The 23,787-nt window shown below is 62.4% G+C and carries 23 protein-coding genes; 13 read left to right on the top strand and 10 right to left on the bottom strand.

Annotation, left to right across the window (positions count from 1 at the left end; translation table 11 throughout):
* Nucleotide 1 precedes the first annotated feature (1 nt).
* From ACFOKJ_RS16705 to ACFOKJ_RS16690, 4 genes are read right to left on the bottom strand one after another with little or no spacing between them, the layout of a single operon-like run.
* A complete protein-coding gene (locus ACFOKJ_RS16705; protein ID WP_390281734.1) occupies nucleotides 2-226 on the bottom strand; it encodes a TIGR02450 family Trp-rich protein in 225 nt (74 codons plus the stop codon).
* A gap of 14 nt (nucleotides 227-240) precedes the next feature.
* Entirely contained in the window at nucleotides 241-783 is a 543-nt protein-coding gene (locus tag ACFOKJ_RS16700; protein WP_390281732.1) for a lipocalin family protein, read from the bottom strand.
* Nucleotides 784-806: 23 nt separating this feature from the next.
* Complete coding sequence (locus tag ACFOKJ_RS16695; protein WP_390281730.1) at nucleotides 807-2,336, bottom strand: cryptochrome/photolyase family protein; 1,530 nt, start codon at nucleotides 2,334-2,336, stop codon at nucleotides 807-809.
* A gap of 3 nt (nucleotides 2,337-2,339) precedes the next feature.
* Nucleotides 2,340-2,417, bottom strand: coding sequence for a DUF2256 domain-containing protein (locus tag ACFOKJ_RS16690; protein ID WP_390281882.1), 78 nt, complete (start codon nucleotides 2,415-2,417; stop codon nucleotides 2,340-2,342).
* A 592-nt stretch (nucleotides 2,418-3,009) separates the two neighbouring features.
* Between ACFOKJ_RS16690 and pabA the strand changes: the two genes are divergently transcribed.
* The 7 genes from pabA to ACFOKJ_RS16655 all read left to right on the top strand — a co-directional run bounded on the left by pabA (nucleotide 3,010) and on the right by ACFOKJ_RS16655 (nucleotide 8,977).
* Nucleotides 3,010-3,579 carry an aminodeoxychorismate/anthranilate synthase component II gene (gene pabA / locus ACFOKJ_RS16685; protein WP_390281727.1) on the top strand — a complete coding sequence of 190 codons (570 nt, stop codon included), beginning with the start codon at nucleotides 3,010-3,012 and terminating at the stop codon, nucleotides 3,577-3,579.
* A gap of 21 nt (nucleotides 3,580-3,600) precedes the next feature.
* On the top strand, nucleotides 3,601-4,626 hold the full coding sequence (gene trpD / locus ACFOKJ_RS16680) for an anthranilate phosphoribosyltransferase (RefSeq protein WP_390281725.1): 1,026 nt from the start codon (nucleotides 3,601-3,603) through the stop codon (nucleotides 4,624-4,626).
* Between the two features lie 80 nt (nucleotides 4,627-4,706).
* Nucleotides 4,707-6,080: a phosphomannomutase/phosphoglucomutase gene (locus ACFOKJ_RS16675; RefSeq protein ID WP_390281880.1), complete on the top strand. Its 1,374-nt coding sequence runs from the start codon at nucleotides 4,707-4,709 to the stop codon at nucleotides 6,078-6,080.
* A gap of 116 nt (nucleotides 6,081-6,196) precedes the next feature.
* Nucleotides 6,197-7,147: a 50S ribosomal protein L3 N(5)-glutamine methyltransferase gene (prmB, locus tag ACFOKJ_RS16670; RefSeq protein WP_390281723.1), complete on the top strand. Its 951-nt coding sequence runs from the start codon at nucleotides 6,197-6,199 to the stop codon at nucleotides 7,145-7,147.
* A gap of 9 nt (nucleotides 7,148-7,156) precedes the next feature.
* Nucleotides 7,157-7,693, top strand: a complete 537-nt coding sequence (locus tag ACFOKJ_RS16665; protein WP_390281720.1) for a cytidine deaminase — start codon at nucleotides 7,157-7,159, stop codon at nucleotides 7,691-7,693.
* A 134-nt stretch (nucleotides 7,694-7,827) separates the two neighbouring features.
* Complete coding sequence (locus ACFOKJ_RS16660) at nucleotides 7,828-8,526, top strand: hypothetical protein (protein WP_390281718.1); 699 nt, start codon at nucleotides 7,828-7,830, stop codon at nucleotides 8,524-8,526.
* A gap of 133 nt (nucleotides 8,527-8,659) precedes the next feature.
* A complete protein-coding gene (locus tag ACFOKJ_RS16655) occupies nucleotides 8,660-8,977 on the top strand; it encodes a hypothetical protein (RefSeq protein ID WP_390281716.1) in 318 nt (105 codons plus the stop codon).
* Nucleotides 8,978-9,037: 60 nt separating this feature from the next.
* On the opposite strand, the gene betA is transcribed toward ACFOKJ_RS16655, so the two are convergent.
* Nucleotides 9,038-10,774: a choline dehydrogenase gene (betA, locus tag ACFOKJ_RS16650; protein ID WP_390281714.1), complete on the bottom strand. Its 1,737-nt coding sequence runs from the start codon at nucleotides 10,772-10,774 to the stop codon at nucleotides 9,038-9,040.
* Between the two features lie 119 nt (nucleotides 10,775-10,893).
* Nucleotides 10,894-12,357: a betaine-aldehyde dehydrogenase gene (betB, locus tag ACFOKJ_RS16645; RefSeq protein WP_390281712.1), complete on the bottom strand. Its 1,464-nt coding sequence runs from the start codon at nucleotides 12,355-12,357 to the stop codon at nucleotides 10,894-10,896.
* 220 nt (nucleotides 12,358-12,577) lie between these two features.
* Between betB and purU the strand changes: the two genes are divergently transcribed.
* Nucleotides 12,578-13,438 (top strand): formyltetrahydrofolate deformylase, encoded by an 861-nt coding sequence (gene purU, locus ACFOKJ_RS16640; protein ID WP_390281710.1) that lies wholly within the window; start codon nucleotides 12,578-12,580, stop codon nucleotides 13,436-13,438.
* Between the two features lie 85 nt (nucleotides 13,439-13,523).
* On the opposite strand, the gene ACFOKJ_RS16635 is transcribed toward purU, so the two are convergent.
* The 4 genes from ACFOKJ_RS16635 to ACFOKJ_RS16620 all read right to left on the bottom strand — a co-directional run bounded on the left by ACFOKJ_RS16635 (nucleotide 13,524) and on the right by ACFOKJ_RS16620 (nucleotide 17,684).
* Complete coding sequence (locus ACFOKJ_RS16635; protein ID WP_390281708.1) at nucleotides 13,524-14,186, bottom strand: carbonic anhydrase; 663 nt, start codon at nucleotides 14,184-14,186, stop codon at nucleotides 13,524-13,526.
* A 110-nt stretch (nucleotides 14,187-14,296) separates the two neighbouring features.
* Entirely contained in the window at nucleotides 14,297-15,271 is a 975-nt protein-coding gene (gene moaA, locus ACFOKJ_RS16630; RefSeq protein ID WP_390281705.1) for a GTP 3',8-cyclase MoaA, read from the bottom strand.
* Nucleotides 15,272-15,604: 333 nt separating this feature from the next.
* On the bottom strand, nucleotides 15,605-17,092 hold the full coding sequence (locus ACFOKJ_RS16625; protein ID WP_390281703.1) for an aldehyde dehydrogenase: 1,488 nt from the start codon (nucleotides 17,090-17,092) through the stop codon (nucleotides 15,605-15,607).
* A 46-nt stretch (nucleotides 17,093-17,138) separates the two neighbouring features.
* On the bottom strand, nucleotides 17,139-17,684 hold the full coding sequence (locus tag ACFOKJ_RS16620; protein ID WP_390281702.1) for a cupin domain-containing protein: 546 nt from the start codon (nucleotides 17,682-17,684) through the stop codon (nucleotides 17,139-17,141).
* A 209-nt stretch (nucleotides 17,685-17,893) separates the two neighbouring features.
* Here ACFOKJ_RS16620 and ald point away from each other — a divergent pair, with 209 nt between their 5' ends.
* The 5 genes from ald (at nucleotide 17,894) to motB (ending at nucleotide 23,787) form a co-directional block, all read left to right on the top strand.
* Nucleotides 17,894-19,018, top strand: a complete 1,125-nt coding sequence (gene ald, locus ACFOKJ_RS16615; protein ID WP_390281700.1) for an alanine dehydrogenase — start codon at nucleotides 17,894-17,896, stop codon at nucleotides 19,016-19,018.
* Nucleotides 19,019-19,033: 15 nt separating this feature from the next.
* Nucleotides 19,034-19,789, top strand: coding sequence for a gamma-glutamyl-gamma-aminobutyrate hydrolase family protein (locus ACFOKJ_RS16610; RefSeq protein ID WP_390281698.1), 756 nt, complete (start codon nucleotides 19,034-19,036; stop codon nucleotides 19,787-19,789).
* Nucleotides 19,790-19,861: 72 nt separating this feature from the next.
* Nucleotides 19,862-21,196 (top strand): glutamine synthetase family protein, encoded by a 1,335-nt coding sequence (locus tag ACFOKJ_RS16605; RefSeq protein WP_390281695.1) that lies wholly within the window; start codon nucleotides 19,862-19,864, stop codon nucleotides 21,194-21,196.
* Between the two features lie 94 nt (nucleotides 21,197-21,290).
* A complete protein-coding gene (locus ACFOKJ_RS16600; protein ID WP_390281693.1) occupies nucleotides 21,291-22,673 on the top strand; it encodes an aspartate aminotransferase family protein in 1,383 nt (460 codons plus the stop codon).
* A gap of 187 nt (nucleotides 22,674-22,860) precedes the next feature.
* On the top strand, nucleotides 22,861-23,787 hold the full coding sequence (motB, locus tag ACFOKJ_RS16595; RefSeq protein WP_390281691.1) for a flagellar motor protein MotB: 927 nt from the start codon (nucleotides 22,861-22,863) through the stop codon (nucleotides 23,785-23,787).

Raw genomic sequence — 23,787 nt, 5'->3', positions numbered from 1 at the left:
CTTACTGCCAGCCCTGGCGCCATAAGGTGGCATCGGTCAGCGTCTGCCAGGCAATTACCTGGCTGCGCCGGCTGTAGACCGCCTCCAGTTCTACCTCCGTTATCGGCTGAGCCGGATCCTCCGGCAGCAGCAGCCGGGTCACGATGAAGTGCTTTTCCTTGTTGCGCGGCTGTACTGCCGTCCACTTGCTAAGCAGCAGCTTGCGCGGGTTCAGGCGTAGGGGCATGGCGTGCACTCCTTTCAAGGTTGGCCGCGGCTGTGGCTGACCCAGATCAGCTGGCTGGTGTCGAAGCCCAGGCTGCGCGCCTGCTGTAGCAGCGTGTGGCGCACCTCGTCCGGCAGCTGTCGTTCCCGCGCCAGAATCCACAGATAGTTGCGGTTGTTGCCGGCCACCAGTGCCCAGCGGTAGTCCGCGTCCAGTGCCACCACGTGGTAGCCGCCATAGAACGGTCCGAAAAATGACACCTTCAGCGAGGCGGTTTGCGGGTCGACATTGAACAGTGCCCGGCCCTGTGCCTGCTTCCAGCGGCCGCCGGCCACATCGTAACCACGGTTCAGTACCCGGATGCTGCCGTCGCTGTTCTGGCTGTATTCGGCGCTGACATCCGTCATGCCACGTTCGAAGCTGTGATCCAGGCGGGCAATTTCGTACCAGTTGCCGCTGTAGCGCATCAGCGAAAAATTGCCCACCGGCTGGATGCCAGTCGGGGGCAGGGTGCTACACCCGGCGCTAAACAGGCTGCCGGCCAGTAGCAGGGCGGTGATCAGGCGGGAAGTGGGCATGGGGAACCTTGCTTGTTGTGGTGTCACAGTGTTTCCAGCCGTTGGCGCAGCTGTGCCGCCGTGTTGGTGATGGCCCGCCTTTCCGTATCCGGCATCGCGTCCAGTTGCCGGTACACCAGTGCCAGCCTGGGGTTGGCCGCAAGCCGGTACTGCTGGCGCTGGAAGAAATCCCAGTACAGCGCATTGAACGGGCAGGCCTGCTCGCCATGTCGCTGCTCGCGGCGGTAGCGGCAGCTGCCGCAGTAATCGCCCATGCGGTGCAGGTAGGCGCTGCCGGAGACATAAGGCTTGCTGGCCAGCAGGCCGCCGTCGGCATACTGGCTCATGCCCAGGGTGTTCGGCAGCTCCACCCATTCGAAGGCGTCGATATACACCCCCAGGTACCACTGGTGCAGCGCCTGTGGCGACAGCCCGGCCAGCAGGGCGAAATTGCCGATCACCATCAGGCGCTGGATGTGGTGTGCATAGGCATCGCGCAGCGACTGGCCGATGGCCAGCGCCAGGCAGCGCATGCCAGTGTTGCCATGCCAGAACCAGCCGGGCAGCGGCAGTTGGTGGTCAAAGCCGTTGCTGTGTACATAGTCCGGCATGCGCGCCCAGTACACGCCGCGCACGTATTCGCGCCAGCCCAGTATCTGGCGGATGAAGCCTTCCACCGCCGGCAGCGGCGCATGGCCGCTATGCCAGGCCTGCTCGGCGGCACGGACCACTTCGCGCGGCGACAGCATTTTGGTGTTGAGGGCAAAGGACAGCAGCGAATGGAACAGCCGTGGCTGGCTGCTGTGCATGGCGTCCTGGTAGTCGCCGAAGTGCGGCAGGCCGTGGGTGATGAAGGCACGCAGCTGCTGCAGGGCCTCATCACGGTTCAACGGCCAGGGTAGTGCCCCTGCTGACGGCTCGCCGAATGAATCGATGCCAGCGGCCTGCAGGCTGTGCCACAGCGCGCTGTGGTCGTGGCGTGGCCGGTTATCGGCCGGCGCTGGCGGCGTGCCATGCCAGGCCTTGCGATTGTCGTGGTCGTAATTCCACTTGCCACCTGCCGGGCGGCCATCTGCAGCCAGTAGCACCTGGTGGCGCTTGCGCATCTGCCGGTAGAAGGTTTCCATGCGCCACTGCGTCTGGCCGGCGAACAGCTGGCCGGCTTCCTGGCGGGAAGTGTAGAAGTGTTCGCTGTCCACCGCCTGGCAGGGAATCTGCTGCCGTGCCGCCCACTGCTGCAGTTGCTGGTCCAGTCGCCATTCATCCGGCTGCTGCCAGCGGAATGCCTGCGGCTGGTAATGCTGCAGCAGGACATCCAGGTTGTCTTCCAGCGAGCCACGGTTGCTGGGGTGGTCGATGGCAACGTAACGCACCCGATGTCCGGCGGCTTTCAGCTGGCGGGCAAAGTCGCGCATCGCCACCAGAATCGCCAGCAGCTTCTGTGCATGGTGCAGCACATAGCCGGTTTCCTGCCGCAGCTCCAGCAGCAGGTACACCACATCCGGGCGCGGTTGGGCAAACCAGCTGTGCAGCGGGTTGAGCTGGTCGCCCAGTATCAGTCGCAGCTCGGTCATGGTTCAGTGCTGCCACCGGCAACGCTGGGAGCAGTACTTTACCTGCTCCCAGCATTGCGCCCATTTGCGGCGCCAGCTCATGGGGCGCCCGCAGCCGGCGCAGGGCTTGCTGGGTAGTTGTTGCTTGTTGCCTTTGAAGTGGTGCTTCATCGCAACTTGTGCCGGCGTGGTGCCGGCATGGCATCACGTGCCGCTTGCCATTGGCCGGCTGCTTGTTTGTGTGTCTGGCTGAACATGGACAGCCTCCTGTAACTATCCGCACCGAACTACAGCCCAAGGATGGCGTGTAGAAGCCCGCTTGATGCGGAACGGCATAATGAAATTTTAAGGATTTACCAATTGTTGTACAGCACAAAACGTACAAAAGGGGGGGCTGTAGCCATGCCGACACCAACAAAACGTGGTGGCTGATTGACCGCACCCGGCGAGATGCAGTCTGCCTGAGCAAACTCCGTCACTGCGCTGCCGCGGGTTTGCATCACCGGCGCAAGGTATAAGTGGGTCTGCAGGCATGCTGTATGGATGGTGTGCCGGCTGCACGAGGCAGCCTCAATTCCATCGTGTTATCCTGTAACCCTGTTCTGCCGGCCGCTATTGGCACCCGTGGCAAAACAGGATAAAAACTCATAGATGCGGCACATGAGCCGCTAGAAATAAGGCTTGTAGACCCACTATGTTATTGATGATCGACAACTACGACTCCTTTACCTACAACCTGGTGCAGTACTTTGGCGAGCTGGGGCAAGAGGTGAAGGTGTTCCGCAACGACGAGATCACCCTGCAGGAAATCGAAGCGCTGGCGCCGCAGTACCTGGTGCTGTCGCCTGGCCCCTGCACGCCGAACGAGGCCGGTATTTCGCTGGCGGCCATTCATCACTTTGCCGGCAAGCTGCCGATCATGGGCGTGTGTCTTGGCCACCAGAGCATCGGCCAGGCGTTTGGCGGCAACATCATCCATGCCAAGCAGCTGATGCATGGCAAGGTATCGCCGGTACAGCACCACAATGTGGGCATGTTCCGTGACCTGCCCAACCCAGTAACCTGCACCCGTTACCATTCGCTGGTGATCGAGCGCGAAACCCTGCCGGACTGCCTGGATATCACTGCCTGGACCGAAGACGGCGAGATCATGGGCGTGCGTCACAAGACCCTGCCCATCGAAGGCGTGCAGTTTCATCCGGAATCCATCCTCACCGAGCATGGCCACCGGATGCTGCAGAATTTCCTGCAAGAATTTGCCTGATATCCCACGGAGAACAACAAGATGATCACCCCGCAGGCCGCCCTCAATCGCCTGATTGACCTGAACGAGCTGTTCCACGACGAAATGCTGGACCTGATGCGCCAGATCATGCGCGGCGAAGTGCCACCTACGGTGATCGCTGCCATCCTGGTGGGCCTGCGCGTGAAAACCGAAAGCGTGTCGGAGATCGCCGCCTCGGCGCAGGTGATGCGCGAATTTGCCATCAAGGTGCCGGTGACGGATCGTCGCCACCTGGTAGACACCTGTGGTACCGGTGGCGACAAGTGCCACACTTTCAATATCTCCACCACCTCGGCCTTCGTTACTGCCGCCGCTGGTGCGCGCGTGGCCAAGCATGGCGGCCGTTCGGTATCGTCCAGCTCCGGTAGCGCCGATGTGCTGGAGGCGCTGGGTGTGAATCTGAACCTGTCGGCAGAGCAGGTTGGCCGCTGTATCGACGAGATCGGTGTGGGTTTCATGTTTGCCCCCAACCACCACACCGCGATGAAATACGTGGCGCCGGTGCGTCGCGAGCTGGGCGTGCGCACCATCTTCAATATCCTGGGCCCGCTGACCAACCCGGCGGATGCTCCCAACCAGGTAATGGGCGTGTTCCACCCCGACCTTGTGGGCATTCAGGCACGCGTGCTGCAGGCACTGGGCAGCGAGCGGGTAATGATCGTGCATGGCGAGGATGGCCTGGACGAGATCACCCTGTCCGGCGACACCCTGGTGGCGGAGCTGAAAGACGGCCACATTCGCGAATACCGGCTGGACCCGGCGCAGTTCGGCCTTGGCTACGCCGCACTGCCGATGCTGCGCGCGGAAAGCGCCGAACAGTCGCGCAACATCCTGCTGGCCGTGCTGGCGGGCGAGGCTGGCCCGGCACGCGATATCGTGCTGCTGAACGCGGCTGCCGCCATCTACACTGCAGGTATTGCCGACAGCCTGCAGGATGGCGTGGCGCTGGCGCGTGATGTGATCGACAGCGGCAAGGCACGCCGCAAGCTGGATGAACTGGTGGAATTGTCGCGCTCACTGGCCTGAGCTGCCTGCCTATCCGACCCTTCGTCGCCGGCCATGCCGGCGATGCCATTTTGGAACCCGAGCAAGTGGAATTTCCCGTGATGAATATTGCAGCCTCCATTTTCAAGGCCTACGACATCCGCGGCATCGTGGGTGACACCATTACCGCCGACGTGGCCCGCCTGATCGGCCGTGCCATCGGCTCCGAAGCGCGCGAGCGCAATGTCGGCACCATCTGCATTGGCCGTGATGGCCGCCTGTCCGGCCCGGAACTGGCCAGTGCGCTGTCCGACGGCATCCGCGCCGCCGGCGTGGACGTGATCGATGTTGGCCGCGTAGCCACACCGATGCTGTATTTCGCGGCCTACCAGCTGGAAACGTTCTCCGGCGTGATGGTTACCGGCAGCCACAATCCGCCGGACTACAACGGCTTCAAGATGATGCTGGGTGGTGACACGCTGGCTGGCGACTGGATCCAGAAGCTGTACCAGCGCATCGTCAACAATGACTTTGCCAGCGGCCATGGCGGTTACCGCACGCACGATATTGTCGACGAGTACCTGGCGCGCATCGAGGGCGACATCAAGCTGGCGCGGCCGATGAAAGTGGTGGTGGATTGCGGCAACGGTGTGCCGGGCGATTTCGCCCCCGAGCTGTTCCGCGGCCTGGGTTGCGAGGTGCACAAGCTGTTCTGCGAGGTGGATGGCAACTTTCCCAACCACCACCCGGATCCGGCCAAGCCGGAAAACCTGCAGGACGTGATCCAGGCGCTGCGCGACACCGATGCCGAAATCGGTCTGGCCTTCGATGGCGATGGCGACCGCCTGGGCGTGGTGACCAAGGACGGCAATATCATCTGGCCGGATCGCCAGTTGATCCTGTTCGCGCAGGACGTGCTGTCGCGCCAGCCGGGCTGCAAGATCATCTACGACGTGAAATGTACCCGCCTGCTGGCGCCGGCCGTGCGTGCCGCCGGTGGCGAGCCGCTGATCAACCGCACCGGTCACAGCTTCATGAAGGCCGCGCTCAAGGAGCATCCGGATGCCGGCCTGGCTGGCGAGATGTCCGGTCACGTGTTCTTCAAGGAACGCTGGTATGGCTTTGACGATGGCCTGTATGCCGGCGCACGCCTGCTGGAGATCCTGTCCAGGGTGGCCGATCCGTCGGCGCTGCTGAATGCACTGCCGAACGCGCTGTCCACGCCGGAGCTGAACCTGAAGACCGCGGAAGGCGAAAACCACGCACTGATCGCCCGCCTGCAGCACAGCGCGCAGTTCGAAGGCGCCGAGAACATCATCAGCATCGACGGCCTGCGGGTGGAGTACACCGATGGCTTCGGCCTGATGCGTGCCTCCAATACCACGCCGGTGATCGTGCTGCGCTTCGAGGCCGATAACGCCGCCGCGCTGCAGCGCATCCAGGACGATTTCCGCCGCGTATTGGCCAAGGAAACCAGCGCAACGTTGCCGTTCTGAGCGATAATCGCGCCCGTTTGACGAACTATGCTGCGGTAGCAGCGCAAGGTTGGCCGCGGCCAACCTTGTCCGTTTTACGGCGCCGCCACGCGGCGCCCCGATGAGAAAGGATTGCCATGTACGCCCAAGCTGCCAGCAGCCTCCACACTGTGCGCGACCTGCTGCGCTTTGCCGTCTCCCGCTTCAACGATGCCGGGCTGACCTACGGCCACGGCACCGACAACGCCTATGACGAGGCCGCCTACCTGCTGCTGTCGGCGCTGAAGTTGCCGATCGACCGCCTGGAGCCGTTCCTGGATGCCCGTCTGCTGGACACCGAGGTGAAGGACGTGATCGATCTGATCGAGCGTCGTGCCGAAGAGCGCGTACCGGTGGCTTACCTTACCCATGAAGCCTGGCAGGGCGAGTTCAATTTCTACGTGGATGAGCGCGTGATCGTGCCGCGCTCCTTTATCTACGAGCTGCTGGGCGAGCCGCTGGCGCCGTGGATCGAGCATCCGGAGCTGGTCAACCGCGCGCTGGACCTGTGCACCGGCTCCGGCTGCCTGGCGATCCAGCTGGCGCACCACTACCCGGACGCCGACATCGACGCGGTAGACATCTCGCTGGACGCACTGGAAGTGGCCAGCATCAACGTACAGAACTACGGCCTTGAAGAGCGCATCCAGCTGATCCACAGCGATCTGGTGGAAGGCCTGGAAGAGCCGTACGACCTGATCATCGCCAACCCGCCGTATGTGGATGCCGAATCGGTGGACGCGCTGCCGGCGGAATACCTGCATGAGCCGGAACTGGCACTGGGTTCCGGCGAAGACGGCCTGGACGCTACCCACGTGATCCTGCAGAACGCTGCCCGCCTGCTGAATCCGCATGGTGTGCTGCTGGTGGAAATCGGCCACAACCGCGATGTGCTGGAAGCTTCCTACCCCAGCCTGCCGTTCACCTGGATGGAAACCGAAAGCGGCGATGGCTTCGTGTTCCTGCTTACCCGCGAAGAGCTGGTGGCCGCCGGCCTTGGCGACCCGCTGAACGACGACGACTTTGCCGAAGTGGGTAGCGAGGACTGAGCTGTCGCCATGCAAGGGACAAGGCCGGGCGATGCCCGGCCTTGTCATTACTGCGGCCAGGCTGCCACAGCTGGCCTCCCGGCGATTGACAAGCCACTGACGCAGGTGGAACATCGCGCCCCCATTTCAAGGAGAAACGGCATGGCTCACGACATCCCCTGGCAGGAACTGGAGCGGCAGGCGCGCGCCGCTGCGCAGCAGGCATACGTGCCATACAGCCGCTTTGCCGTTGGCGCCGCGCTGCTCACCAGCGATGGCCGCATCGTGCGTGGCTGTAATGTGGAAAACGCCTCTTACGGCCTGACCAACTGTGCCGAACGCACCGCCATCTTCAGTGCCCGAGCTGACGGCATGCGCGAGGTGGTGGCCATCTGTATCTACACCCCCACCAGCGTGCCCACGCCGCCATGCGGCGCCTGCCGCCAGGTGCTGAACGAGTTCGGCCCGCAGATGGCGGTGCGCACCATCTGTGATGGGCCGGAACAGGTAAACACCAGGCTGGACGCGCTGCTGCCCGGCGCCTTCGGGCCGAAAAACCTGGGCTGACCACGCCGCCGCAGGGTTTGCAATCGGCTTGTGCTTGCGCTGGCGCAAGTGCGGCTGGCGTGTAGTGTCGAAAAGCCTGAGCTATAAAGCGTTAGATGGCGGCATGTCGACGCGACCCATGGCGGGAGGGCTTCATGGCAACACAGGGCGGTAGTGTGCGTTCCAGTCGGCTATATGAAGTCGAAAAGAAATGCACGCAGTACCAGGACAAATACCATGCGCTGGAGCAGGAGCTGGGCATCGCCGAGCAGGTGGCGCTGATCGAAAGCGAAGGCAAGGTTGGCGTGCCGGTGGAGCTGGTGGCGTTGCGGGAGTTGTTCGGTGGCCGGCCGGCCGGGGTGGGCAAGCAGCAGGCAAGTTACGACTATGTCTCCAGTCGCATCGGCAAGGTGCGCCGCAAGCTGCGCGAGGCCTATTTCGCGGTGCCGGATGTCGAGCAGCGCAAGACGCTGATCATGGCGCGGCGCATGCCCCGACGTCTGGTGTGCGATGTGTTGCAGAACGAGTTGAATGCCGTGCGACAGCAGCTGCAGGCAGCCAAGCACACGGCACATGGCAAACCGTGGATGATAGGTGCCGCTGCCAGTATCGGCATGGTGTTGCTGGGGGCGGCGCTGGCTGGTCTGTATGGTGCGCTGGCCGGGGCAGTGGGTGGTTTTTTTGTCGGCAAATGGCTGGTGGACGATAGTCACAAGAAGCTGGCGCGCCAGCTGAAGGTGGTGCAGCAGGATGCCGACAGCCTGGCCAATCTGCTGATGGTCTGCCGCCGTGCGCCGGACTGGTTTTCCGAGGCGGAAGAAAATACCGGCGAGCGCGACCTGTTCGAGGTGTAGGCCAGTTGCCGGTGGTTGCCGGGTTGCGGATATGCCTGGTGCGGGAAAGAGGTGGCCCACAGCGAAATCGCTGGCGGGCCATTTGCTTTTCTGCGCATTCTAAGGCTATGCATGTTTGTAAAAGTACATTTTCTTGATCAATGTCGAACAAATTTGTCGCAATCATGATGTTGCGGCGCAGCATCGTTGGATACAATTACGCCATATTGTGATGCATGAAAGCGTATTGGACTCCGAAATGAATAATATCTTCTCCAGCCTGATGGCAATGTTTGTTGGCACGAATGAGCAATTTGAACCCGGTCTGCGTGTGAATTATGTGCCGCGCGGCTATGTCGAGAAATTTGATGGCACCGTGGTGGCTTGCGATCGCGCGCGTGGCGTGCTGGTGGCCTGGCCGCGTGGCGGCGCCGACTGGCTGCCCGAGCATGCACTGGCCGTGATCGGCTGATTGTTCGAAAACGAAAAATGCCCACGCAAGTGGGCATTTGTGTTTCTGGAGGGCGCTGGCTCAGCGGCTGCCTGCTGTCGCTGGCGGGGCCCATAACAAGGGGGCGTCCGGCCCCTTGCCGGCGGCTGCCAGTTTCAGCGGCTGCCGGTCGGCAACGAAATAGGGCGCTTGCGAGCGCGCCAGCGGCGCGCGGCCGCGGATACGGTCGGCGATCTTCTCCGCCATCATGATGGTGGGCGCGTTGAGGTTGCCGGTAGTGACCTGCGGCATGATCGAGGCATCCACCACGCGCAGCCCGGACAAGCCGTGCACGCGGCCTTCGTTGTCCACCACCGCCATCGGGTCGCTGGCATCGCCCATCTTGCAGGTGCAGGACGGGTGCAGCGCGGTTTCGGCATGCTCGCGCACGAAGGCGTCGATCTCTGCATCGCTCTTGATCATCATGCCCGGCTTGATCTCCTTGCCGCGGAATTCATCCATGGCGCGCTGGCCGATGATCTCGCGGGTGATACGCACCCCGGCGCGGAATTCCTGCCAGTCGATGTCGTGCGCCATGTAGTTGAAACGCAGGATCGGGTGGTCGCGCGGATCGCAGCTTTTCAGCTTGATGCTGCCGGTGCTGGGCGAGCGCATGGAGCCGACGTGGCACTGGAAGCCGTGCGCCTTCACCGGGTTGCTGCCGTCGTAGTTCATTGCCAGCGGAATGAAGTGGTACTGCAGGTTCGGCCAGGCGAACTGCTCGCTGCTGCGGATGAAACCGCCGGCCTCGAAGTGGTTGCTGGCAGCAATGCCGGTGCCGCGCAGATACCACTCGATACCGATTGCTGGCTTGTTCCACCACAGCAGCGCCGGGTAGAGCGATACTGGTTTGGTGCATTCGTACTGCAGGTACATTTCCAGGTGATCCTGCAGGTTCTCGCCCACGCCGGGCAGGTGAACTACGCTGTTGATGCCCATGGCGCGCAATTCGTCGGCATTGCCCACCCCGGAGCGCAGCAGCAGCTGCGGCGAGGCGATGGCGCCGTTGCTGACGATGACCTCGCGCTTGGCGTAGGCCTGATGCCAGCTGCCGCCCTGCAGATAGCTCACACCGATGGCACGTTTGCCATCGAACAGGATGCGGTCGGCCAGGGCGCGGGTTTTTACCTGCAGGGTTGGCCGCTTGCGGGCGGTGTCCAGGTACGCCAGCGAGGTGCTGCAGCGGCGGCCATCGGCAGTGGTGGTGCGATCCATCGGGCCGAAGCCTTCCTGGCGGTAGCCGTTCAGGTCGTCGGTGCGCGGGTAACCGGCCTGCTCGCCAGCAGCCACGAAGGCGGCAAACAATGGTGAGATATCGGCCTTGGGGGTGGTGACGTGCAGCGGGCCGGCATCGCCGTGGTAATCGTTGCCGCCCTTGTCATAGGTTTCCGCCTTGCGGAAGTAGGGCAGGCAGTCACGGTAGCTCCAGTCTTCCAGCCCTTTCATGCTGGCCCAGTTGTCGTAATCCATGGCATTGCCACGAATGTAGACCATGCCGTTGATCAGCGAGGAGCCGCCCAGGCCCTTGCCGCGACCCTGGGTCATGATGCGGTTGCCCATGTGCGGCTCTGGCTGGGTGGTGTAGGCCCAGTTGTAGGTTTTGCCCTGCAGCGGGTAGGCCAGCGCCGCCGGCATCTGGGTGCGCCAGTCCAGGCGCCAGTCCGGGCCGCCGGCTTCCAGCAGCAGCACGCTGACATCGGCATCCTCGGTCAGGCGTGCGGCCAACACACAGCCGGCTGAGCCGGCGCCGACGATGATGTAGTCGAATTCCTGTTTCATGACCGTTCTCTTGCGGCTGGGCCGCGTTCAGGGTGGGCGGGTGCATCTGGGTGTGGCAGGCAAAACCGCGCCGCGTGCCCGAGCCGGGTGCGCAACGCGGTTGTCGTGGCGGTGCTGCCTTATTCGTACGGGCAGGCGACGCCGCTCAGCTCCACGTACACGCTCTTGAGTTGGGTGTAGTGATCCAGCGTGACCAGGCTGTTCTCGTGGCCGATGCCGGATTCTTTCAAACCGCCAAACGGCATTTCGATCGGCGTGATGTTGTAGTTGTTGATCCAGCAAACACCGGCCTGCAGTTTTTCCGCCATGCGGTGGCCGCGAGCCAGATCACGGGTGAATACGCCGGCAGCCAGGCCCAGGCGGGTGTCGTTGGCACGGGCCAGTACTTCGGCCTCATCCTTGAACTTCAGTACCGACATTACCGGCCCGAAGATCTCCTCGCGCACGATGCTCATGTCGTCGTGACAGCCGGCAAAGATGGTGGGGGCGATGAAGTGGCCGCCTTCGCAGCCCGGCACTTCCACGCGCTGGCCGCCGGCCAGCAGGCTGGCGCCCTCGGCAATGCCCTGTTCGACATAGCGCAGCACGGTGGCCGCGTGGTCGCCGGAAATCTGCGCGCCTACCTGGGTATCCGGGTGCAGCGGGTCGCCGATCTTCAGCTTGCGGGTGCGGGCCACCAGTTTTTCCAGGAAGGCGTCGTGGATGGATTCATGCACGAACACGCGGGTGCCGTTGGTGCAGATTTCGCCCTGGGTGTAGAAGTTGGCCAGCATGGCGGCGGATACCGCCTGGTCCAGGTCTGCATCGTCGAAGATGATCAGCGGCGACTTGCCGCCCAGTTCCATGGTGACGCGCTTCAGGGTCTTGGCAGCATCGGCCATGATTGCCTTGCCGGTTTCCACCGAGCCGGTAACCGATACCTTGGCCACGTCCGGGTGGGCGATCAGCTGGCGCGCCGGCTTGGAGCTGCCCAGGATTACGTTGAACACGCCGTCCGGTACACCGGCCTCGGTGTAGATCTTGGCCAGTTCGATGGCGGTCATCGGGGTGAGCGAGGCCGGCTTGTAGATCATGGCATTGCCGCAGGCCAGCGCCGGGGCGGACTTCCAGCAGGCGATCTGGATCGGGTAGTTCCAGGCGCCGATGCCCAGACACACGCCCAGCGGCTCGCGGCGGGTGTAGGCGAATGCGCCTTTCAGCGGAAACTGCTGGCCGTGGATGCTGGCGGCCAGGCCGGCAAAATATTCCACGCAGTCGGCGCCGGACATCACGTCCACCACCTCGGCTTCCTGGATAGGCTTGCCGTTGTCGCGCACTTCCAGCAGCGCCAGTTCGGCGTTGCGCTCACGCAGCAGTTGCGCCGCGCGGTTGAGGATGCGGCCACGCTCGGCGCCGGTCATCGCCGACCAGATGGCAAAGCCCTGCTTGGCAGCGGCAACCGCCAGCGCTACTTCGTCGTCGCCGGCCTGCTGCACGCGGCACAGTACCTTGCCGGTGGCGGGTTCGATATTGTCGACCAGCGGCAGGGCCGGATTGTCGATACTGCGGCCACCGATATAGCTGCACAGAATGGGGGTGTTCACGTTGTCTCCTTGCATCGCGCCCAGGTTATGCCAGCATTGGGCCATGTTGGCCGCATGCGCTCCTGTCTGTTTCCGACATCTACCCATGTCCGCACGACCAGGGTGGATGTCCAGAAAAGGCCAGCCTGTGACGGCTGGCGACCAGTCAGCGCCGTGACCGGGAGCTAAGGTTAGCGCAATGCCCTAGCGGGCGATAATGGTAATGCCGAGGAGACCACACATGACTGCATCCCACCGCTACACACTGGCCTGTACCTGCCGCAGCGGCCCAGGCCAGGTGGCCCGCATTTCCCAATTGCTGGACCAGCAGCATTGCTATATCGATGAACTGGCGGTGTTCGACGACCCGGATACCGAGCTGTTCTTTGTGCGCTGTACTTTTCATGCGCTGGATGGCGTGTTTACCGAAGCCGGCCTGCGCGAGGCATTTGCCGGCATGGCAGAGCAGGGTGTGCTGGAGTGGAACCTGCACGACAGCCATGTGCGCCCGCGCGTGCTGATCATGGTGTCCAAGCTGGATCACTGCCTGAACGACCTGCTGTATCGCCGCAAGATGGGCGATCTGGACATGGATGTGGTGGCGGTGGTGTCCAATCACCCGGACCTGGAGCCGATCGCGCGCAGTTATGGCATTCCCTATCACCATTTGCCGCTGACGCCGGATACCAAGCCGCAGCAGGAAGCGGCGCTGCTGGCGCTGGTGGAGTCCACCGGGGCCGAGCTGGTGGTGCTGGCGCGCTATATGCAGGTGCTGTCGCAGGAAACCTCGCGCCTGCTGTCCGGGCGTGCCATCAATATCCACCATTCCTTCCTGCCGGGCTTCAAGGGTGCCAAGCCTTATCATCAGGCGCATGCGCGCGGAGTGAAGCTGATCGGCGCCACTGCGCACTACGTTACCGACGATCTGGACGAAGGCCCGATCATCGAGCAGGTGGTGGAGCGGGTGGATCACGCGCACAGCGCCGAGCAGCTGCTGACCGTCGGTCGTGACATGGAGTGCCTGGCGCTGGCGCGGGCGGTGCGTTTCCATCTGGAGCGGCGCGTGTTCATGAACGGCAACCGGACGGTGGTGCTGCGCTGAGCGAGGCAAACGACAAAGCCCTTGCATGTGATGCAAGGGCTTTTTGTTATTGCATTGTTGGCCGCAAATTGCGGCCAACCTTGTTTCAGGCGGCGGATGCCTGCTGCCGTGGCTGCAGCGGGCATACCAGCGGGATGAATGCCTTGCCTGCGGCATCGTAGCCCCACAGTGCGCCGTCGTTGAGGTCGAAATACCAGCCATCCAGCACCAGTTCGCCAGCCTGTACTTTCTGCGCCAGCCACGGGTAGCTCAGCAGATTGTTCAGCGACACCATGATCGCCGCCTGTTCGCAGCGGCGCAGCCGTTGCGGCTCATCTTCGTGGCTGTGATTGCGGTAGACAAAGTCGCGTGCCGGCGCGGCGATATCCAGCCAGCGGGTGAGGGCGCTTTCGGCCGGGGTGCTGCGTTGCATCAGGGCGCGGATGCCGCCGCAGCCGGCATGGCCCATCACGATGATGCGCTCCACATTCAGGCTGAGTACCGCGAATTCCAGCGCCGCCGCCACACTGGCATGCTGGTTGCCGGCGTTGTAGGGCGGCACCAGATTGGCCACATTGCGCACCACGAACATTTCGCCCGGCTGGCTGCTCATCAGTGCCGGCGGGTGCACGCGCGAATCGCAGCAGCCTATCACCAGCGTGGCCGGGTGCTGACCGTGGCGCAGTGACTCGTACAGGTTCTGTTCCGGGGAAAAGTAGTCTTGCTGAAAGCGGCGGAAGCCTTCCAGCAGCGGTTCGACCGAGTTCATGATGCGGCTCGCTTGAGAGGTTCTGGTGCGGCCAGTCTCGCGGGGAAACCGGCTGCAGCAGAGCCCACCGCCAGGCGAGGTTGGCCGCAGCTTGCGGCCAACGCTGCTGGCTAGCCGCCGGTCATCGACATGAAGCGCACTACCTGCTGCGGGCGTTCGATGAATTCGTGCTTTTCCGGCTTGAGTTCGATGGCGTCGCGTATGGCGGCTTCCAGCTCGGCATCGCTGCAGCCGGCGCGCAGCAGCGGGCGCAGCTCGTAGCGTTCCTCCTGGCCCAGGCACATGTACAGCGTGCCATCCACCGACAGTCGCACCCGGTTGCAGGTGGCGCAGAAATGTTGCGACATCGGCGTGATCAGCCCCAGGGTGAAGCGGCCGTCACGGCTTTCCCAGTAGCGGGCCGGGCCGCCACCAAGGGTCTTGCAGCTTTCCTGCAGCTCGAAGCGCTGGCCAAGATCGGTCAGCAGGCGGCTCAGGTTCAGCCCCTGGGTGTGCTGGCCGGTACTACCCATCGGCATGGCTTCGATCAGGCGCAGGATGAAATTGTTTTCGATGCAGAAGGCGATCATTGCCTCGATGTCGCCATCGTTGACGCCCACCATCGGCACCATATTGATCTTGATGGTCTTGAAGCCAGCATCGCGGGCGGCTGCCAGACCGTGCAGCACCTTGTCCAGGCTGTCGCTGCCGCTGATCTCCTGCACGCAGTCGCGGCGCAGCGAATCCAGGCTTACGTTCAGCCGGTTCAAGCCGGCTTTGAAAAGTGCCTGTGCATGCTTGTCCAGCTGGGTGCCATTGGTGGTCAGCGACAGGTCCTCCACGCCGGGCAGCGCGGAAAGTCTTGCGGCCAGCTCGGGCAGGTTGCGGCGCAGCAGCGGCTCGCCGCCGGTGAGGCGGATGCGGCGCGTACCCAGGCGGGAGAAGGCGGCGATTACGCGCTCCATCTCGTCGAAGGTCAGCCAGTTTTCCGGCTCCTCGAAACCCTTGAAACCCTTGGGGATGCAGTAGCTGCAGCGCAGGTCGCAGCGGTCGGTTACCGAGACTCGCAGGTATTCGATGTTTCTGCCAAAGCGGTCTGACAACATACGACACTTTCCGATACGGGTGAATTGCACACAGTGTAGGTCAAAGCAAGCAGCTTGCCAGTTGGCCGGAGGGAGGCGATGACCTAGCTCTTTCGGCGTAAGCCCCGGCACTGCACATTGGTCGTGGCAACTGACGCTAGCTGACAGTATGCCCGGTTTTTTTCTGACGACTTTGCTGATTGCGACATGCTGGCAGCAGGGGTATTGCCGGCGTCGTTGGCCGCAAGGCCATGCCCGGGCGCGGCTTTGTCGCCACCAAGACAAAGCCCTTCCAGGGTGTGGAAGGGCTTTGTCGGTAGTGTCAGGCTGCCAGCTGGCTGGCAGGCTGCGCGCTTACAGCTTGATCAGGGTCGATTTCAGCTCGGTGTACTTTTCCAGCGCGTGCAGCGACTTGTCGCGGCCGTTGCCGGATTGCTTGAAGCCGCCGAACGGGAAGTTCATGTCGCCGCCTTCGTCGTAGCAGTTCACCCACACCGTGCCGGCGCGCAGGCGGCGCGACACCTGGTGTGCGGTGGTGACATTGCTGGTCCACACCGCTGCGGCCAGGCCGTATTCGGTGTCATTGGCGATGCGGATGGCTTCTTCCACGTCCTTGAAGGTGATGATGGACAGTACCGGCCCGAAGATCTCCTCGCGGCAGATGGTCATGTCCGGACGCTGGCACACGAAAGCGGTTGGCTCGATGAACAGGCCGGTATCGGTATGGGTGGCCTTGCCACCGCAAACCAGCTCGGCACCTTCCGACTTGGCCTTGTCGATGTAGGACAGCACCTTGTCGTACTGGATGCGATCGACAATGGCGCCCATGCCGCTGGCCGGGTCCAGCGGGTCACCAGGGTAGAAGCCTGCAGCCGCCTTCTTGAATTCGGCGATGAAGGCATCCTTGATGTCTTCCTGCACCAGCAGGCGCGAGCCGGCGGTGCACATTTCACCCATGTTGTAGAAAATGGCACCGGCCGCGGTGCGTGCGGCGCGGGCGATGTCCGGGCAGTCCGACAGCACGATATTGGGCGACTTGCCGCCCAGCTCCAGCCAGACACGCTTGAGGTTGGACTGCGCTGCGTCGGCGGCAATCAGCTTGCCCACGCCGGTGGAGCCGGTGAAGGCGATGCAGTCGATATCCATGTGCATGGCCAGACGTTTGCCCACGTCGCCGGCGCCCGGTAGTACCTGGAAAATACCGTCCGGAATGCCAGCCTGCTTGGCCAGCGCGGCCAGGCGGATGGCGGTCAGCGGCGATTTTTCCGACGGCTTCAGGATTAGGGCGTTACCCGCCGCCAGCGCCGGGCCGAATTTCCAGCTTGCCATCAGGATGGGGAAGTTCCACGGCACCACGGCGGCAACCACGCCAATGGCTTCGCGGGTAACCAGGCCTACCAGTTTCGGGTCTACCGGCGCCACTTCGCCGCCGATCTTGTCGATGGCTTCGGCGAACCATTCCACACAATAGGCTGCGCCCGGCACATCCACCGTAGTGGTGTCGCCGATCGGCTTGCCGGCATCCAGGGTTTCCAGCAGCGCCAGTTCGTCGCGGTGCTCGCGGATCAGCGCGGCAAAGCGCTTCAGGATACGGCCACGGGCCAGCGGTGGCAGGTCGGACCAGCCGCCGTTGTCGAATGCGCGGCGGGCTGCCGTTACGGCTTGCTCCACTTCATGCTCACCCGCCCAGGCAATGCTGGCGAGCTTGTCGCCAGTGGCCGGGTTGATGCAGTCGAAGCTGCGGCCATCGGCGGCGTTTACGTACTGGCCGTCAATGAAGGCGCGGCCTTCGATCTGGATTTCGCTGGAAAAGGCTTTCCACTGAGCGTGGGTGCGAGCCATTGTGTTTCTCCTTTGTTGTGTCTATCCGCCCAGGTGTCAGGGGCGGTCAGAACGTAGGGGGCGAACTTGCGCTGACAATTTCGCAAATATCGCCGCCAACGTTGCGAAAACGGTGTGGCAACTTGCTATCAAAGTAATAAGCGTCGCCGGGGCCGAGTACCCGCACGTCGTTACCGACGGTAACTTCGATGCGGCCTTTCAGCACCACGCCGCCTTCCTGACCTTCGTGCATCAGCATTTCCGGGCCGGTATCGGCTTCGGGCTGGTACACCTCGCGCAGGATGGCGATGTCGCGACGCTCGTGGGACGTACCGACCAGCAGCAGCTGGATCTGTTCGTTGCCCAGGTTGGGGAGCTCGTCCGGGGTGTAGAACACGCGCGGTTGTTGCGGATCGGCGTCAAAGGTAAAGAAGTCCGACAACGTCATCGGCAAACCTTCCAGTACCTTGCGCAGCGAACTGATCGAGGGGCTGACGCGATTTTGCTCGATCAAAGAGATCGTGCCGTTGGTTACGCCAGCTCTTTTGGCCAGTTCGCGCTGGGAAAGCCCCATGCGTTCGCGAACCATCCGAAGTCGTGCTCCGACATCCATGCTTCTGTCCAATCCGTATGTTAATAATTTTAGACGTTCAATGATAAGGATTTTGACCGCTTTTGGCTGTTTTGCTGCGTTGCAATAACGAAAAATCTTTGCAACATGTGCAATTTATAGTCAAAATCAGTGTGTGCTTGCAAGCTTGTTGTAGATTTTTTTAAACAACACCTGTACAACACATCACGACACACCCAAAGGAGACAGCTATGTTAATAGGCGTTCCGAAGGAGATCAAAAATCACGAGTACCGCGTTGGCCTCACGCCGTCCGGTGTTCGTGAAATCGTGGCTGCCGGCCACAAGGTAGTAGTGCAGACCCAGGCAGGTCTGGCCATCGGTTTTACCGACGAAAACTACCTGCAGGCCGGCGCGTCGATCGCGGCAACCGCCGAGGCGGTATTTGCTGCGGCCGACATGATCATCAAGGTGAAGGAGCCGCAGCCGGTGGAGTGTCGCATGTTGCGCCCCGGTCAGGTGCTGTTTACCTATCTGCATCTGGCGCCGGACCCGGAGCAGACCCGCCTGCTGGTGGAATCCGAGGCCATCGCCATTGCCTATGAAACGGTAACTGACGAGCGTGGCGGCCTGCCGCTGCTGGCGCCGATGTCGGAAGTGGCTGGTCGCATGGCGGTACAGGCCGGTGCGCATGCGCTGGAAAAGGCGCAGGGTGGTCGCGGTGTGTTGCTGGGAGGTGTGCCGGGCGTGGCGCCGGCCAAAGTGGTAGTGATCGGCGGTGGCGTAGTGGGGCTCAACGCGGCGCGCATGGCGCAGGGTCTGGGGGCGGATGTCACCCTGCTGGACAAGTCGCTGGGCCGGTTGAAGGAAATCGACAACGTTTACCAGGGTCGCATCAAGACACTGATGTCCAATGCGGCCAACATCGAGGAATCGATACGCGACGCCGACATGGTGGTGGGTGCGGTGCTGATTCCGGGGGCGGCGGCGCCCAAGCTGGTGAGCCGCGCCATGCTGAAGAATATGAAAACCGGTGCGGTGCTGGTGGATGTGGCCATCGACCAGGGTGGGTGCTTCGAAACCAGTCGCGCCACCACGCACCAGGACCCGACCTATATTGTGGACGGCATCGTGCATTACTGCGTGGCAAACATGCCGGGCGGCGTGGCGCGCACCTCCACCATGGCGCTGACCAATGCCACGCTGCCGTATGCGCTGGAATTGGCCGGCAAGGGCTGGGCCGAAGCTTTGATCGCTAACCCACACCTGCGCAACGGTCTGAACGTGTGCCGTGGCAAGGTGACCTACGCCGCGGTGGCGCGGGATCTGGGTTACGAGTACGTGGAACCGTTGGCCGCCATCAAGGCTGCCAGTTGAGCAACTGAGGAAATCATGCAGCAACCGATTATCGGTATTCCCTGTGATGTTAAGCAGATCGGGCTGTTCCCGTTCCACGCGGTGGGTGAGAAGTACATCACCGCCGCGGTGGGCGGAGCAGGTGGCATTGCCATCCTGATCCCTTCGCTGGGGGACGCCGCCCAGCTGCGCGCCATTGTCGACATGGTTGATGGCGTGCTGCTGCCAGGCTCTCCTTCCAATGTGGAGCCGCACCATTACCAGGGTGCGCCGAGCCGTGAAGGCACCTTGCACGATGTGGCGCGCGATGCCACCACGCTGCCGCTGATCGACATGCTGATTCAGGAGGGGGTGCCACTGCTGGGTATCTGCCGTGGTTTCCAGGAGATCAACGTGGTGCTGGGCGGCGAGCTGCATCAGCATGTACAGGAGCAGGCCGGGCTGAACGACCACCGTGAACCGGATACCACCGACCTGGATCATATGTATGGTCCGGCACACCCGGTAACGTTGGCCGCGGGCGGTTTGCTGCATGGCTGGCTGGGTTGCGACAGCGTGATGGTGAACTCCATCCATCAGCAGGGGATCAAGCGTCTGGCTCTGGGCCTGGAAGTGGAGGCGCTGGCGGAGGATGGCCTGGTGGAAGCTTACCGGGTGGCAGCAGCCAAGAGTTTTGCCTTTGCAGTGCAGTGGCACCCGGAGTGGAAATACTGGGACAACAAGGTGTCCCAGGCGATTTTGAAGGCTTTCGGCGATGCCTGCCGGGAGCGCCGTATGCGCCGGAACCAATAGCCGGCGCGTACTCGGCAAACCATCCGCCCCGGGTTTGACTTCCCGCGAGGCTGGAGAAAAGAGGAAAGCATCATGAGTCACCAAATGTTCGAATGGTTGCGTGAGCACAGAATCACCGAAGTGGAGTGCATTGTTCCGGATATGACCGGCGTTGCACGCGGCAAGATCGTGCCGAAGGACAAGTTCGTGTCCGAGGCCGAAATGCGCCTGCCCGAGGCAGTACTGATCCAGACAGTTACCGGCGATTACCCGGATGACAGCATGCTGGATCTGACTGATCCGGACATGGTCCTGAAACCGGATCCGGACAGCCTGCGCTTTGTACCGTGGGCAACCGACCCTACCGCCCAGCTGATCTTCGACGCCTTCCGCGCCGATGGCAGCCCGGTGGAAGTGGCGCCGCGCAGCGTGCTGCGTCGCGTGCTGCAGCTGTATACCGACAAGGGCTGGGCGCCGGTTGTGGCTCCGGAAATGGAGTTCTACCTGCTGTCGCCGAACCCGGATCCGGATATTCCGCTGGCGCCGCCTATCGGCCGTACCGGTCGCGCCGAATTCGGCCGTCGCTCCTACGCCATCGATGCGGTGAACGAGTTCGACCCGCTGTTCGAAGACATTTATGACTACTGCCATGCGCAGAATCTGGAAGTCGACACGCTGATTCACGAAATCGGCACTGCGCAGATGGAGATCAACTTCCTGCACGGCAACGCGCTGGATCTGTGCGACCAGGTATTCCTGTTCAAGCGCACCGTGCGCGAGGCGGCGTTCCGCCACAATATGTACGCCACCTTCATGGCCAAGCCGATGGAGGGCGAGCCGGGCAGTGCGATGCACATTCACCAGAGCGTGACCGACATCGAAACCGGCAAGAACCTGTTCAGCAACCCGGATGGCAGCTCATCCGAGATGTTCCTGCACTTCATCGGCGGTCTGCAGCACTACCTGCCGGAGTGCATGCCGTTCTTCGCTCCGTATGTGAACTCCTATCGCCGTCTTTCGCGCTACACCGCTGCGCCGACCAACGTGGAATGGGGTTACGACAACCGTACCGTGGGCCTGCGCGTGCCGCACTCCTCGCCGGCTGCGCGCCGCGTGGAAAACCGCGTACCCGGCGTGGACGTGAACCCGTACATCGCCATGGCCGCCACCCTGGCCTGCGGCTACCTGGGTATCGTCAACAAGATCAAGCCGCGTGACCCGCTGGCCAGCGATGCCTACGAGCTGCCGTTCCAGTTCCCGCGTGGCACCGAGGAGGCGCTGGAGCGTCTGTCACGCTGCCATGATGTGGCCGAGGTGCTGGGGCCGCGCTTCGTGAAGATGTTCATCGGCATGAAAGAGAAGGAGTTTGCCGAGTACTTCCGCGTGATCAGCCCGTGGGAACGTCGCTTCCTGCTGCTGCACGTGTAAAGCATAACAAGCACCGCAGCCGGCCCGGCTGACGATTCCGGTGCATCTGCCTGCGGCCAACCCGGCCGCGGGCGCTTCATCCAGGAGAGTAGAAATGACGCAGCAACAACGCAGCACCGCTCAGTGGCGCGAACTGGACGCAGCACATCACCTGCATCCGTTCACCGACACCGCTTCGCTGAATGAGCAGGGCGTGCGCATGATCACCCACGCCGACGGTATCTATCTATGGGATAGCGAAGGTAACAAGATCACCGACGGCATGGCCGGTCTGTGGTGCGTGAATATCGGTTACGGCCGCAAGGATCTGTCTGAAGTCGCCAAGCGCCAGATGGACGAACTGGCCTACTACAATACTTTCTTCAAGACTTCCCACCCGGCCGTGGTGGAGTTGTCGCACCTGCTGGCGCAAGTGGCGCCGGCCGGTTTCGATCACGTGTTCTACACCAACTCCGGCTCCGAGTCGGTGGATACCATGATCCGCATGGTGCGTCGCTACTGGGACGTGAAGGGCAAGCCGCAGAAGAAAACCCTGATCGGTCGCTGGAACGGCTATCACGGCTCCACCATTGGTGGCGCTTCGCTGGGTGGCATGACCTATATGCACGAGCAGGGCGAGCTGCCGATTCCGGGCATCGCCCATATCGAACAGCCGTGGTATTACAAGCACGGCAAGGACATGACGCCGGAAGAGTTCGGCGTGGCTGCAGCCCGCTGGCTGGAAGACAAGATTCTGGAAATCGGCGCCGACAAGGTTGCCGCTTTCGTGGGCGAGCCGATCCAGGGCGCCGGCGGCGTGATCATTCCGCCGTCCACCTACTGGCCGGAGATCGAGCGCATCTGCCGCAAGTACGACATCCTGCTGGTGGCTGACGAGGTGATCTGCGGTTTTGGCCGTACCGGCGAATGGTTCGGTCAGCAGCACTTCGGCTTCAAGCCGGACATCTTTACCACCGCCAAGGGTCTGTCCTCCGGCTATCTGCCGATCGGCGCGGTATTCGTGGGCAATGATGTGGCGGCAACGATCGCTGCTGGTGGTGATTTCAATCACGGCTTCACCTACTCCGGTCACCCGGTGGCCGCCGCCGTGGCGCACGCCAACGTCAAGGCGCTGCGTGACGAAGGTATCGTGCAGCGCGTGAAGGAAGAAACCGGCCCCTACATGCAGCAGCGCTGGCGCGAGACTTTCGGCCAGTTCGAGCATGTGGACGATGTGCGTGGGGTAGGGTTGATTCAGGCATTCACCCTGGTGAAGAACAAGGCCACTCGCGAGCTGTTCGACAACTGGGGCGAGATGGGCACCATGTGCCGCGATATCTTCTTCGGCAACAACCTGATCATGCGTGCCTGCGGTGACCATATGGTGTCGGCACCGCCGCTGGTGATCACCAAGGCCGAGATCGATACCATGCTGGGTACTGCCGCCCGCAGTGTGGAAACTTTCGAGAAAAAACTGCGCGAGCGCGGTCTGGCCTGATAGTCAGCAGTCGACAAGCAGTAAAAAGCGGGTTTTGATACAATCAAACCCGCTTTTTCTATTCATACTAATCTCAGTCGATAGCGAAAGCATGTGCATTGCTCTGGCAGCGCTATCGTACTGAACCCTACGCACACGGCTGCGGCCAACCCGGCGCCCGCAGCGCAACCCGACAAAGGCAGGCAGCATGGCTGACGAATCGCAACGCCCCATCGTCGTCAAGAAAATCAAGAAAGGCGGGCACGGTCACCACGGTGGCGCGTGGAAGATCGCCTATGCCGACTTCGTTACTGCCATGATGGCGTTTTTTTTGCTGATGTGGCTGTTGGGCTCTACTTCCAGCGGCATCCTGGCCGGCATTTCCGACTATTTCAAGTCCCCGCTGAAGACCGCCCTGCAAGGCGGTGAGGGTACTGGTGCTTCCACCTCGGTGATCAAGGGCGGTGGCACCGATCTCACCAAGTCTACCGGCGTGGTCTCCAAGGGCAGCCCGCGCGAGCAGACAGACCAGAAAAAGGGGCGCGGCGAGCAGGACAAGCAGCGGATGAGGATGTTGCAGCAGCGCATTCAGCAGAAGCTGGATATGACGCTGAGCAAAAATGATGCGTTGAAGGCGCTGCAGAACCAGATTCGCATGGAAATGACGCCGGATGGCCTGCGCATCATGATCATCGATGAGCAGAACCGGCCGATGTTCCAGTCGGGTGGCTTTGTGCCGCTGGAGCACACCAGGCTGATCCTGCAGCAGATCGGCCGCGAGCTGAATGATATCGATAACAAAATCAGTATTTCCGGGCATACCGACGCCAACCGCTTTCCGGGTAGCGCCGCCGGCTATACCAACTGGGAGCTGTCCGCCGACCGTGCCAATGCTGCGCGCCGCGAGATGGTGGCTGGTGGCATGCTGGATGAAAAAGTGCTGCGCGTGGTGGGTCTGGGGGCTGCCGACCCGATCAACAAGCAGAATGTATTCAGCTCGGAAAACCGGCGCATTGCCATCGTGATCCTGACCAAGGAGGCCGAGGACCGGATCCGCACCGATGGTGGCCAGCAGGGCGAGGAAGCCTCGGCACCGGTAGCCGCGGCCGCCGCCGCCGCGCCACAGGGCCACTAG

Origin of the sequence: Vogesella amnigena (genome assembly GCF_042648905.1) — a bacterium.
GTDB classification, from domain to species: Bacteria; Pseudomonadota; Gammaproteobacteria; order Burkholderiales; family Chromobacteriaceae; genus Vogesella; species Vogesella amnigena.
Note: the sequence above shows the minus strand (reverse complement) of the source record. Positions and strands in the feature narration are given on the sequence as shown.